The organism is Gordonia sp. NPDC003424 (genome assembly GCF_053588655.1).
In genome coordinates, this window is the sequence record NZ_JBSFQJ010000001.1 from 86,665 (window position 1) to 99,564 (window position 12,900).

Consider the following 12,900-nt stretch of genomic DNA (forward strand, 5'->3'; position numbering starts at 1 on the left):
CAGCGCAAATCATCGGTTCCCGACGAAGGAGTTCCCGTCATGAACAATCACGCAATGGTGCAGTCGATGCGCTGGTTCGGTCCGAACGACCCGGTCAGCCTGTCCGACATCCGGCAGGCCGGATGCGAGGGAGTTGTCACCGCGCTTCACCACATTCCGAACGGCAAGGTGTGGCCGGTCGACGAGATCCGCGCGCGGCGCCAGATGATCGAAGACAGCGGCATGACCTGGACCGTCGTCGAGAGCGTGCCGGTGCACGAAGCGATCAAGCAGCAGGCGGATGGGTATGAGGCCGCGGTCGCGGCCTACCAGCAGACGCTGATCAATCTGGCCGAATGCGGTCTCGACACCGTGACCTACAACTTCATGCCCGTCCTCGACTGGACCCGGACGGACCTTGCCTATTCACTTCCCGACGGGGCAAAAGCGCTGCGGTTCGAAGCAGACGCGTTGGCGGTGTACGACCTCCACATCCTGCAACGACCCGGTGCTGCAAACGAATACGACGCACAGACCCGGTCACGGGCTGAACGCTATTTCGACACCATGAGTGAGACCGAGCGTCACCGACTCGAGCGCAACATCATCGCAGGTTTGCCGGGCAGCGAGGAAGCGTTCACCTCGGCCGAGTTCCAGCACGCCATCGACGCATACGCCGACATCGATGCAGATCGGCTGCGCGCCAACATGATCGACTTCCTCCGCGAGGTCTGCCCGGTCGCCGAGCGGTACGGCGTGACCCTGGTCGTTCACCCCGACGACCCGCCGTACCCGATTTTCGGGCTTCCGCGAGTCGTGAGTACGGAAGCCGACCTGGCCGCCCTTTTCGAAGCCGTGCCCAGCGCAGCGAACGGATTGTGTTTCTGTGTGGGTTCTTTCGGGGTGCGTGCCGACAACGACCTGGTCGCGATGATCCGGCGATTCGGCTCACGGATCGGCTTCCTCCACCTGCGCAACGTCCAGCGTCACGACAACGGCGACTTCCACGAAGCATCACACCTGGACGGAAGCTCCGACATGTATGCGGTCGTCAAGGAGGTGGTCGACCTGTCGCGCCGCGAACAGCGCCGCATCCCCATGCGCCCCGACCACGGCCACCAGATACTCGACGACCAGGCGAAAACTGTGAACCCGGGCTATTCGGCGATCGGCCGGCTCAAGGGGCTCGCCGAGCTACGGGGCCTCGAACTCGGTATTGCTCGCTCGCACACCGAAATCGAACCTCCACAGGTCGCATTCGCGCGCTAGCGCTCGCGGATCATGACACGCGGCGGATTTGATCGGATGAGTACCGACACAGTCACATCTGCGAGATGCGTTTCGTTATCGCACACCGCCTTTGCGATACGAATCGGTGGATCCAGGCTCGGCGACGCCTCCCTCCCTACCAGACGAGCGGAGAAGGTCAGCCGAGCGAGCGATGCGGCTCGTCGAGAACTCGGCCAGCGGGAAAGGTCAGCGGTGCTGGAACTTCGGCTCCCGTTTCTCCACGAACGCGGCCATGCCTTCGGCCTGGTCTTCGGTGGCGAAGGTCGAATAGAACAGGGCACGCTCGGCGCGCACACCCTCGGCGAGGCTCGACTCGAAGGCGCGGTTGACGGCGTCCTTGGCGAGCGAGGAGGCGATGAACGATTTCGAGGCGATCTCTGCCGCAATCTCTTTCGCGATGGTCAGGCATTCTTCGGTGGGCACCACACGGGATACGAGCCCGAGGCGGTCGGCCTCGTCGACCCTCATCTGCCGCCCGGTGAGGACCATGTCCATCGCCTTGGCCTTGCCGACGGCACGCGTGAGTCGTTGGGAGCCACCGATGCCCGGGATCACGCCGAGGTTGATCTCGGGCTGGCGAACACGGCGTTCTCGCCGGCGATGATGATGTCGCAGAGCATCGCGAGCTCACAGCCGCCACCGAGTGCGTAGCCGGTGACCGCGGCGATGATCGGGGTGCGCAACCGCGACAGGTCATCCCAGGCGCCGAAGAACTGCTCGGTGACGACGTCGCTGTAGGACTTCGACGACATCTCCTTGATGTCGGCACCGGCGGCGAATGCCCGCTCGGATCCGGTGATGACGATGGCACCGATCTCGGGGTCGTCGTCGAATTCGGTTGCTGCCGTGACGACTTCCCGCATCAGCTCGGTATTGAGCGCGTTGAGTGCCTTCGGTCGGTTCAGTGTGATGACACCGACGCGGTCTTCTGTGGTGACGGTGATGGTCTGGAGCTTAGACACTCGAATCCTCCTGTGCGACTTGGGTGATGATCAGTTCCAGGCTGTCCGGAAGTGGCGCGAAATAGTCGTCCACCGATTCTGCGGTGACCATGTCGAACGTGGGTGGCCGCCAGGACGGGTTGCGATCCTTGTCGATGACCTGGGCGCGGATGCCCTCGGCCATGTCGGGGTGCAGGAGGCTCCGCATCGAGACCCGGTATTCGCGGTGCAGGGTGTCCTCGAGGGTGGGCAGTGGTTCGCGCAACGCGCGGAGAGTGATAGTCAGGGTGGTCGGGCTCTTGGCGGCGATCGTGTCGGCGACCTTGGTCGCCTCCTCGCTGCCAACCGCACGGCACCGCTCGATGATCCCGGGGACCGTGTCGGCGGCGAATGCGTCGCGAATCCATTCGCGCTGCCCCGCGATCCGCGCCTCGGGCGGCTCCTGGGCGTAGGTGGCGAGGGCGTCGGCCAGCGAGGTGGAGGCGATGGCGGACAGGAAATCGTCGAGGTTCTCCGACGGCACGAAGTGATCGGCGATGCCGAGCGCGATGGCGTCCGCCCCGGACAGCGAGTTCGCGGTGAGTCCGGCGTAGATCCCGAGGTTGTCCGGTACTCGGGCGAGCAGGTGGGTGCCCCCGACGTCGGGCACGAACCCGATGCCGACCTCGGGCATCGCGAGTCGTGTGCGGTCGGTGACGATGCGGGTGTTGGCGTGCGCGGAGATTCCGACGCCGCCGCCCATCACGATGCCGTCCATGATCGCGATGTAGGGCTTCGGGTAGCGGGCGATGTCGGCGTTGAGCTGATACTCGTCTCGCCAGAACGCGGCCGACGGGCAGGCCGCGGCCTGCGCATCGCCGGCCGTGGGGTCGCTGCTCAGCGCGGAGGCGTCGCGGTGGATCGCGACGATGTCGCCGCCCGCGCACAGTCCACGCTCCCCCGCGCCGCGCACCACGACGGCGGAGATCGCGTCGTCGACCGCCCACGCGCGCAGCAACTCGTCCATGGCCGTGACCATCGAATGGTCCAGCGCGTTGATCGACTTCGGCCGGTTCAGCGTCAGGGTCGCGACCGACCCGACGACCCCAGAGAGCACCGACGGCTCATCCACCATGACCACTCCTCGCATTGACGACGTCATCAAGAATAGTTGCATATCCTAGTAAAGGAGTACAGGGGTGGTTCCGACAGGCTCAACCAGCGAGCGGGGTTTCGAGGTTCGGGTGGCCGCAGGTTGCGCTGTCAGCGTGCGAGGCTTCGACACGCCCTCCGCTGGCGCTCCGGGCGGCTCAGCCGGCGGGGGTGGGGTTTCGACAGGCTCAACCGGCGGGCGGCTCAGCCGACGGTGGGAGGTTTCGACAGGCTCAACCAGCGATAGGGGGGCTCAACCAGCGGGAGTGGGCTCAACCCAGCGGGAGGGGAGCCCAACCAGCGGGAGGGAGCTAAACGAGCGGGAGTGGGCTCATCCGGCGCGAGGAGTCCTCGCTGGTTGAGCGCGACGAGCGAGCGCAGCGAGCCCGTCGCTGGTCGAAACCAGGTCAGCCGTCAGACCGACCGGCCCGAGCCCGCACGTATGCACCGACGACCAGGCTCAGCACGGCCGCACCGCGCTGATTGACCAGTTCGGCGGACGTGGTGACCATCGCTCGCCCGCGTTCGTCGAAGGCGATCTCGTCGATCCCGACGGTGCCGGTCAACGTGTCGCCCGGGCGCACGGGGCGTAGGAACCGGACGTCGCTCAGTTCCCGTCCGGCGATCACGCTCCAGTGGTTGAACACACCGAGCACCGCGAGGCGCTGATAGATGGCGAGGGTGTGGATGCCGCTGGCGATCAGGCCGCCGTACGCGCCGGCGTCGGCGACTTCCGGGTCGATGTGGAACCCCTGCGGGTCCCACTGCCGGGCGAACTCCACGAGTTCGGCCTCGTCGACCGTGTACGAATCGAGCCGATAACGATGACCGACGGCAAGGTCGTCGGCGAAGCTCACGTTTGCGTCGGTATCCACGGTGGTGAGGGTATCGACGCGCGGCTGATATACATCGAGTGGTCGACCCCCAGGAGGAACCGAGCATGACCGCGTTGCCGTCGCCGCTGACATTCACCCACGGCCCGGACTGGGCCAATCGCCTCGCGCTGGCACCTCTGACGAACCTTCAGAGCAACCCCGACGGCACGCTCCACGACGACGAGTACCGATGGCTGGTCCGCCGCGCCGAGGGTGGCTTCGGGATGGTGATGACCTGCGCGGCGTTCGTCAGTCAGGCCGGGCTCTCGTTTCCCGGGCAACTCGGCATCAGCGACGACAAGCACATCGGCGGCCTGACTCGCCTCGCGGACGGGCTGCACGCCGCCGGCGCCGTGGCCACCGTCCAGTTGCAGCACGGCGGTCGTCGCGCGAGTTCCGTGCTGTCGGGCCGGCCCGTCGTCGGCGCATGGGACGACCCGGCGAAGGGCGCCACCGCGTTGACGACCGCCGGCGTCGAGGGTGTCGTGCAGGACTTTGTCGACGCCGCGGTGCGTGGCGAACGCGCCGGCTTCGACGGCGCGGAAATCCACGGTGCACACGGGTATCTGCTGTGCCAGTTCCTCGATTCGCGCCACAGCGACCGGACCGACCGGTACGGCGGTTCCGCCGACAACCGGTTTCGCATCATCCACGAGATCATCGACGGCATCCGTGCCGCGACGTCGTCGAATTTCCAAGTGGGCCTGCGGTTGTCGCCGGAACGGTATGGCATCGTGCTCGACGAATCGCAAGAACTCGCACGCCAGGTCCTCGCCGACGGCAAGCTCGACTACCTCGACATGTCGCTGTGGGATGCGTTCAAGGAACCGTACGAGGAGCAGCATCGGGGACGGCATCTGATCGAGTTCTTCACCGACCTACCGCGCGGCAGCACGCGGCTGGGTGTCGCCGGAAAGATCCTCGACGGCCCCGGCATCCACGAATGCCTCGACCGCGGTGCCGACTTCGCACTGATCGGCACGGCCGGCATCATCCACCACGATTTCGCACGCCGCGTCCTCACCGACCCGGGCTACCAGTCAACGCCGCAACCGGTCCCGGCCGACCATCTGGTCAGCGAGTCGGTGGGACCGAAGTTCCTCGACTACCTGTCGACGAATTGGGATGACTTCGTGGCCTGATCAGGCCCGCCGCCCACCGCGGTACTTGCGGTTGTACTCCTCGTACAGATCGGCGTTCTTGACACGATCCTGCTGATTGACCAGGTCGGGATCGAGACCGTGCTGGGTCAGGCGGAAGCGCCGGTAGACCCGGTTGAGCGCGATCGAGAAGAACAGGTACGGCAGCAGGATCGGGATGGTCATGTTGGCCCGGATCAGCCAATCTGCGGGTGTGAACAGCATGGGGACGAGAATGGCGATACACGGGATCGACCAGCGCAGAACCATCCGGGTGGCCGCGCCGGGACCGGCGAGGTCGTTACGTACCCAGTCGATCATCGAGGCCGGCAGCTTGGCGCCATAGCAGTACTTGACGTACAGCCATCCGTGCGGGCGGGACGCGTCGTTGCTCATCTCTCACCTGATTCCTTCGGGTCTGTCAGCGACCACTCTCCATATTAGTAGCACACGATTGAATCGTGGGATAGTGAAGTGGCCGATGTCACCGCTGCTTCCATCATGCCGAGCAATGGGCGGATTGCACGAATCCATCAATTCGATCCTTGCTCGTGCCGGACAACTTCAGACGGGCATGTTCCCCGCGTCGACCCGGAGCGCAACACCTCTGATGTGGCGCTCCTCGTCGGAGGCGAGGAGCGCCGCGGCGTCGGAGGCGTCGATCGGCTCCACCCAGAAGATCGGCAGGCGATCATCCGGCGATCAGGACAACGCGGCCGACAATCGATCGCCGATCGAGGCAATCGTCTTCTGGTCGCCCGGCACGCCGGGTTTCCATGGCAGTCCGAGCCGGTCCTTGGACTTGTCCCGGTAGCGCGGGATCACGTGAATGTGGAAGTGGAACACCGTCTGCCACGCATCCGCTCCGCAGCAGTTGAGCAGGTTGACGCCGTCGGCCCCGAGCTCGTCGACCACGACTTTCGCAATGCGCTGCGCCGTCAGGGTGACCGCCGTGAGGTCGGTCACGGAGATCTCGGTCAGGTCCCTGCTGTGGCGCTTGGGAATCACCAACAGGTGACCGTCGGATGCGGGGTTGATGTCCATGAACGCGTACGTGGTGTCGTCTTCGGCGACTCTGGTGCTGGGGACGGCGCCGTCGACGATTGCGCAGAACACACACTGATCAGTCATGGTCGGTCACGCTACCGATGGGACCGGTACCGGGCAATGGTGTTGTGCCTGAACAGATCACGCCGTCGCCGAGGATGCAAGGCGCGGTCGACTGCCGCCGAGCATCTCCGACGGCCTACCGTAGACGGGTGATACCCAGCACTGAGCACTCCGTCGTCATCATCGGCGCAGGACACGGCGGCGCCGGCCTGGCCGCGCTGCTGCGCCAGTCCGAGTTCGCCGGACATCTCACGGTCATCGGCGACGAGGAGCATCTGCCCTATCACCGGCCGCCGCTGTCGAAGAAATTCGACGGCCCGTCGGCTCAGCAACTGCTGCGGCCGGCGGAGTTCTACACCGACAACCGGATCGACCTGCGGACGCAATCACGGGCTGTCGAGGTCCGGACCGCCGACCGGACGGTGGTGCTCGCCGACGGCACCGCGATCGGATACGACACCCTCGTCCTGGCGACAGGGTCCACCCCCCGCCCGCTACCGGGCACCCCGGACGGCACGCCGTCGGTGATCACGCTGCGAACCATCAACGACGCGGACGCGTTGAACCGGTCGCTGGACCGCGGCGGCGATCTGGCCATCGTCGGTGGCGGCTACGTGGGTATGGAGGTCGCCGCGGTTGCCCGCGCCCGCGGCATCAACGTGACCGTCATCGAACGCGAGAACCGCATCCTCGCGCGCGTCGCCAGCGCCGAACTGTCCGGGCTGCTCGCCGAATACCACGGTGAGCGGGGCACCACGATCCTGACCGGACGGTCGGTTGCGCGGCTCCGCTCCGAGGGCACCGAGGTGACCGGGGTGGAACTCGACGACGGCACGGTGGTCGACTGCCGCACCGTGCTCGTCGGCATCGGCGCCGCGCCCGACGACCAGCTCGCCCTCAGCGCCGGCTTGGAGTACGACGACGGCGTCATCACCGACGAGGACGGTCGCACCAGCGACCCGCACATCTTCGCCATCGGCGACGTCGCGCGCCGACCGGTCAAGGACCACCACGGTTTGCGACGACTCGAATCCATTCCCGCCGCAACCGAACACGCCAAACGAGCGGCAGCGGCCATTCTCGGTCACGAGCCCGACGAGCACGAGGTGCCGTGGTTCTGGTCCGATCAGTTCGACCTCAAACTCAAGATGGCCGGGCTCACCACCCCGGACGCTCGGATCGTCACCCGACGCACGCCGGGTAAGAACGCGGTGGCGTTCTACCATGTGCAGCCCGCCGGCAACGTGGTCGCGGTGGAGGCGGTCAACGCGCCGTCGGATTTTTCGACGGGAAAGAAGTTGATCGGCAACGGTTTTCGAATCGATGTGGAGGCGTTGGCGGATCCGGCGGTGAAGCTGAGGGACATCGTCGCACAAGCCGACACCGGCCCTTCGTAACTCAGGCCGTCGGGCCGTCGCCGCTCCGGCCTTCGGCCAGCGCAACAATGTCGGGATCAGTCGGTTCCCCACTCGCCGCTACCACCAACCGCGCAGCCCCCCGACGCACCTCCAATGGACGCGACCGACGCAATCAATTGCGGCGCCGACGGCTCACCTTCCCGGCCGTTGACAACCGGGAAGGTGAGCCGCGAACGTGCTGATCGCCGGGCGGCTGGCAGACCGCACCCGAATCGCTGTGGCCGACAACTCGAGTACCGACCGGAACGCCGGCGTCGTCACCGAATTCGCCGCCAAGCACGTCCACCAATGGATCGACCATCTCGACCCCACGGTCCGCGGGCCGCTCGGAGGGTCCTCGTCCGACATCCGGGTCAGGGCACGCGGTGCCCACCCGCTCGGAACAGTTCGTACCACTCAGATCGGGTCAGGGCGATATCCGAGCCCAGTGCCGCACCCGCAACTCGGGCAGGTGTGGTGGTGCCGAGTACCACCTGCATCTGCGCGGGATGCCGGGTGATCCACGCGGTGGCGATCGCGATCGTCGGGACATCGTACTTGGCCGCCAACCGGTCGAGGACGGCGTTGAGTTCGGGGTACCGGTCCGACCCGAGGAACACCCCGTCGAAGAACTTGGCCTGGAACGGCGACCACGCCTGAACCGTGATGTCGTGCAGACGGCAGTAGTCCAGGATGCCACCGCCGTCGAGCGTCAGCGACTGTTCCTCACCCGACATGTTGGCCGCAACACCCTGCGCGACGATCGGCGCATGGGTGATCGAGAGTTGGAGCTGGTTGGCCACGATGGGCTGGTTCACCGACTTCCGCAACAGGTCGATCTGCCGCGGCGTGTGGTTGGACACCCCGAAATACCTTACCTTGCCCGCAGTTTCGAGGTCGTCGAAGGCGCGGGCCACCTCGTCGGGTTCGACAAGGGCGTCGGGTCGGTGCAGCAGCAGGATGTCGAGATAGTCGGTGTTCAGGGCACGCAGCGATCCATCGACGGCCGCGATCAGATGCTCGTAGGAGAAGTCGAAGTACGGTCCGTCCTTGACGATTCCGGCCTTCGTCTGAATCGTGACCTGTTCGCGCTCCGACGGCGAAAACCGCAACGCCTCGGCGAATCGTTGCTCACAGCCGTGTGCCGGCTGGTCGCCATAGATGTCGGCATGATCGAAGAAATCGATCCCGGCATCACGGGCGGTCCGCACGAGTTCGAGGATTTCCTCGTCGCTCTTCTGCTGAATCCGCATCATGCCCGCAGCGACATTGGGAACGGAGATGTCGGTCGGCCCGAGGGTGATTCGCTTCATCGATCGATCCTACGTCGACGGCAGCACAGCCCGGGGCTCGGCCACCGACGCGCGAGATGCCGAATCGCCAGGGGCGACGCTTCGTCGTCGGGGTACCCCATCAACTGTTCGACGGCGCGTCCGTTGGTGACGACTGTCGCGTCTGCGGCACTGGCGGTTGCGAACATCTCGTCGAGTCGACCGTGTCGGGCATGCGGATGGCGGCAGCGGAGGCGCGCAGTGAGCCGGTTCTGTCCTACGGCATTCGCCGCCAGAGTCCTCGAGACGAGTCATCCGGTGGGTCTGCCCGCCCGACTATTGCCGGAAGTACGGCCGGTACTTGCGGTTGGCCGCGACGATATCCTTCGCCATCGACAACGCCACGCTAACTGCGTCAGTGTCGGTCCCTTCCGACCGATTCAGGATGTCACGGGAGGTGTCGGCAATGGCGTCGACCCGGTCCACGAGATCGGTCTCGTCGTCGCGGACCTCGGCCTCGACGGCCAGTAGGCCACCGGCGTTGGCGACGAAGTCCGGGACATGCACGATGCCGCGTTCCCGGAGGTCTCGGGCGAGCCCGTTGTGGCTGAGCATGTTGTTGGCCGCTCCGACGAGCACCGACGCCTGCAACCGGGAGACCACGCGCTCGTCGACCACGCCGCCACCGGCGCAGGGTGCCACGACGTCGACATCGGCCAGCAGGATGTCGTCGAGATCCATTGCGATGATGCCGATCTCGTTGACGGCGCGACGTACGCGTTCGACGTCGATATCGGCGCCGAGGACTTGTGCGCCCGCCTCGGCAAGCATCCGGGCCACGTGCAGGCCGACGTTGCCGAGCCCCTGGATCGCCACCCGACTGTCGGCGACGGTCCGGCCGGCCGCGTCGAGGGCGACCTCGATGCTGCGAACGACTCCGCGGGCGGTGAAGTACGACGGGTCGCCCCGCTGGCTCGACACCACCGGGACGTGGTGGCCGATCAGTTCGAGGTCACGGACGGAGGTGCCCATGTCGACGCCCGGGATGTAGCGACCACCCAGTGCCGCAATATATTTCGCGTGCGCAACCAGGACCTCGTCGCGGTTGGCGACACGCGGGTCGGCGTTGATCACGCTCTTGCCCCCACCGAGGGGGACACCCGCGAGCGCGGCCTTGTACGTCATCGCCTGGGCGAGATTCATCGCGTCCGCCAAAGCCGCCGCAGACGACGGATACTGTCGCATCCGCACCCCGCCGAGCGACGGGCCCAACGTCGTATCGTGCACGGCGATAAACGATTCGAGACCCGCCTCGGGATCTCGGCAGATCACGATCTGTTCGAAGTCACGGTCGTGGATGTCGGCAAGGAAATCGATGGTCGAGCTTGCTGTCGTCATGCCGCGAGACGTTATTGGTGCTGTGATGCCGCACACAAGGTCTTGATGAACATTCGAGCCGACGACGCAATTCTTTGTCGATTGCCGAGGATCAGCGTTAGATTATTGCGCATGATCGAGCTTGATGACACCGATCTTGCGCTACTCGCACTGCTGTCCGATGACGGTCGCGCGACCTTTTCCGACCTGGCGACTCGGGTGAACCTGTCCGTGGCCGCCACCAAGCGCCGCGTGGACCGACTGCGGGCGCAGCAGGTGATCACCGGTTTCACCGCGACAATCGATCCGGCAGCGCTCGGCCGGCCGGTCGAGGCCTTCACCGAGGTCCGGTATGTCGGGACCTCCCAGCCCGACGAGATGATCCAGGAGATGACGCAGATCCCCGAGGTGGAATCGGTGTACACCATCGCCGGCGATCCCGACATGCTGGTTCGGGTACGCGCCCGCGACCATGCGCACCTGCAGCAGATCATCAATCACCTACGGCGGGGCGGGAAGGCCACGGGCACCAAGACGATGATCGTGCTCGGCTCGTGGCATCGCTGACCAGTCCAACCCCCCGAGAAAACGGTGCGATGACGCAAGAATTTTCACGCCCACCTCAGTCCTCGGCGCATTCTTTGCGTATCCCGACGAAGTTCCCGACTTTCCTTGGCGTGTTCCAGGTCACACTGCTTGCATAGCAGTACTGCCGTTACTCGACTGTCCTAGTAATGCGACAGCCCACCCCAACCGCTCGAGGTCGGCAGCCAGATGCGCTCTGCGCGTTGCGAACTCGTATTGAGGAGATCTATTCATGCCCGGAACAGGCATATGGCGGACGAAGTCGGTCGAGCAATCGATCGCCGAGACCGACGAACCGCGCAGCAAGTTGCGCAAGGACTTGACCACCAAAGACCTGATGACATTCGGTGTCGCGGTGGTGATCGGCGCAGGCATCTTCACGCTCACCGCCCGCACCGCGGGTGACATGGCAGGTCCGTCCGTCTCGCTGGCATTCGTCCTCGCCGCGGTGGCCTGCGGGCTCGCGGCGCTCTGCTACGCCGAATTCGCCTCCACGGTCCCCGTCGCCGGCAGCGCCTACACCTTCTCGTATGCGACATTCGGCGAGTTCATCGCCTGGATCATCGGCTGGGACCTCATCCTCGAGTTCGCCTTGGCCGGTTCGGTTGTGGCAAAAGGCTGGTCGTTGTATCTGGCGGACTTCATCGGCGCCCCGACGACGATTCATCTCGGTGGTATCCAATTCGACTGGGGCGCTGTGCTCGTCGTCGGTGCGCTGACCCTCACGTTGGCGTTCGGCGTGAAGCTGTCGTCGCGGGTCTCGGCGATCATCACCGCGATCAAGGTGGCCGTGGTTCTGCTGGTGATCGTCGTGGGCGCGTTCTACATCAACACCGACAACTACCATCCCTTCGTGCCGAAGTCGGTGCCGAACACCGACGCCGCCGCCGGTCTGCACCAGACCCTGTTCTCGGCACTGACCGGCGCCACCGGAAGCAGCTTCGGCTGGTACGGGATGCTGGCGGCGGCGAGCATGCTGTTCTTCGCCTTCATCGGATTCGACGTCGTCGCGACCACCGCCGAGGAGACCAAGAATCCGCAGAAGTCGCTCCCCCGAGGCATTCTCGGCTCGCTCGCCATCGTCACGGTCCTCTATGTCGCCGTCACCGTGGTGCTGACCGGCATGGTCAGCTATCAGCAGCTGAGTACCGGAAGCCCATTGGTCGGCGACGGAAGTGCCACGCTGGCAACGGCGTTCAAGGCGCACGGCATCACGTGGGCACAGACGGCGATCAACATCGGCGCGCTGGCCGGCCTCACCACCGTCATCATGGTGATGCTGCTCGGACAGACCCGCGTGCTGTTCGCGATGTCGCGCGACGGGCTCGTCCCGCGCAGTTGGGGTGCCACCAACAAGTCGGGAAATCCGGTGCGTATCACCATGATGGTCGGCATCATCGTCGCGGTGATTGCCGCGGTGTTCCCGATGGGAACGCTGGAGGAGATGGTCAACATCGGCACCCTGTTCGCCTTCGTCCTGGTCTGCGCGGGTGTGATCGTGTTGCGCCGCACCCGACCCGACCTCAAGCGTGGCTTCCGTGTGCCCGGCAGTCCGTTCGTTCCGATCCTGGCGATCCTCGCCTGCGGCTGGTTGATGATCAACCTGTCGGTGGAGACCTGGATTCGGTTCATCGTGTGGATGGCCATCGGCATCGTCGTCTACCTGGCCTACGGACGCCGGCACTCGGTGCTGGGGTTGCGATCGCGCTCGCGGAACGAGCCGAGCGGTGCCACGGACGACGATGCGCTCGTGGAGGTCGGCGCAGATCGATGACCGTCTGAATCACCTCTGGAACTGACAATTT

General features: G+C 65.4%; 11 protein-coding genes and 1 pseudogene. 5 read left to right on the top strand and 7 right to left on the bottom strand.

All coding sequences use genetic code 11. The features are described 5' to 3' along the window. The first annotated feature begins 39 nt into the window (after window positions 1–39). On the top strand, window positions 40–1,248 hold the full coding sequence (gene uxuA / locus ACWDTI_RS00390; RefSeq protein WP_449736051.1) for a mannonate dehydratase: 1,209 nt from the start codon (window positions 40–42) through the stop codon (window positions 1,246–1,248). 207 nt (window positions 1,249–1,455) lie between these two features. Here uxuA and ACWDTI_RS00395 read toward each other — a convergent pair. The 3 genes and pseudogenes from ACWDTI_RS00395 to ACWDTI_RS00405 all read right to left on the bottom strand — a co-directional run bounded on the left by ACWDTI_RS00395 (window position 1,456) and on the right by ACWDTI_RS00405 (window position 4,216). Further along, window positions 1,456–2,231, bottom strand: a pseudogene (locus ACWDTI_RS00395) (enoyl-CoA hydratase). Next, window positions 2,224–3,324, bottom strand: coding sequence for an enoyl-CoA hydratase/isomerase family protein (locus tag ACWDTI_RS00400; protein ID WP_449736052.1), 1,101 nt, complete (start codon window positions 3,322–3,324; stop codon window positions 2,224–2,226). Before ACWDTI_RS00400 ends, ACWDTI_RS00395 begins: the two are co-directional and overlap by 8 nt. Window positions 3,325–3,748: 424 nt before the next feature. Then, complete coding sequence (locus ACWDTI_RS00405) at window positions 3,749–4,216, bottom strand: MaoC/PaaZ C-terminal domain-containing protein (RefSeq protein ID WP_449736053.1); 468 nt, start codon at window positions 4,214–4,216, stop codon at window positions 3,749–3,751. A gap of 65 nt (window positions 4,217–4,281) precedes the next feature. Here ACWDTI_RS00405 and ACWDTI_RS00410 point away from each other — a divergent pair, with 65 nt between their 5' ends. Continuing rightward, the gene (locus tag ACWDTI_RS00410) at window positions 4,282–5,358 is read left to right on the top strand and encodes an NADH:flavin oxidoreductase (RefSeq protein ID WP_449736054.1); all 1,077 of its coding nucleotides are present in this window, start codon (window positions 4,282–4,284) and stop codon (window positions 5,356–5,358) included. On the opposite strand, the gene ACWDTI_RS00415 is transcribed toward ACWDTI_RS00410, so the two are convergent. Both ACWDTI_RS00415 and ACWDTI_RS00420 read right to left on the bottom strand, forming a co-directional pair. Continuing rightward, complete coding sequence (locus ACWDTI_RS00415; protein WP_449736055.1) at window positions 5,359–5,751, bottom strand: DUF5313 domain-containing protein; 393 nt, start codon at window positions 5,749–5,751, stop codon at window positions 5,359–5,361. 306 nt (window positions 5,752–6,057) lie between these two features. Further along, entirely contained in the window at window positions 6,058–6,486 is a 429-nt protein-coding gene (locus ACWDTI_RS00420) for an HIT family protein (protein ID WP_449736056.1), read from the bottom strand. Between the two features lie 128 nt (window positions 6,487–6,614). Here ACWDTI_RS00420 and ACWDTI_RS00425 point away from each other — a divergent pair, with 128 nt between their 5' ends. Then, entirely contained in the window at window positions 6,615–7,862 is a 1,248-nt protein-coding gene (locus tag ACWDTI_RS00425; RefSeq protein ID WP_449736057.1) for an NAD(P)/FAD-dependent oxidoreductase, read from the top strand. A gap of 374 nt (window positions 7,863–8,236) precedes the next feature. Here ACWDTI_RS00425 and ACWDTI_RS00430 read toward each other — a convergent pair whose 3' ends face one another. Together ACWDTI_RS00430 and ACWDTI_RS00435 are read right to left on the bottom strand one after the other, a co-directional pair. Next, a complete protein-coding gene (locus ACWDTI_RS00430; protein ID WP_449736058.1) occupies window positions 8,237–9,175 on the bottom strand; it encodes an aldo/keto reductase in 939 nt (312 codons plus the stop codon). Window positions 9,176–9,469: 294 nt separating this feature from the next. Continuing rightward, a complete protein-coding gene (locus tag ACWDTI_RS00435; RefSeq protein WP_449736059.1) occupies window positions 9,470–10,531 on the bottom strand; it encodes a Glu/Leu/Phe/Val family dehydrogenase in 1,062 nt (353 codons plus the stop codon). A 111-nt stretch (window positions 10,532–10,642) separates the two neighbouring features. Here ACWDTI_RS00435 and ACWDTI_RS00440 point away from each other — a divergent pair, with 111 nt between their 5' ends. Continuing rightward, entirely contained in the window at window positions 10,643–11,077 is a 435-nt protein-coding gene (locus ACWDTI_RS00440; protein WP_449736060.1) for an Lrp/AsnC family transcriptional regulator, read from the top strand. 250 nt (window positions 11,078–11,327) lie between these two features. Continuing rightward, window positions 11,328–12,869 carry an APC family permease gene (locus ACWDTI_RS00445; protein ID WP_449736061.1) on the top strand — a complete coding sequence of 514 codons (1,542 nt, stop codon included), beginning with the start codon at window positions 11,328–11,330 and terminating at the stop codon, window positions 12,867–12,869. The last annotated feature ends 31 nt before the right edge of the window (window positions 12,870–12,900 follow it).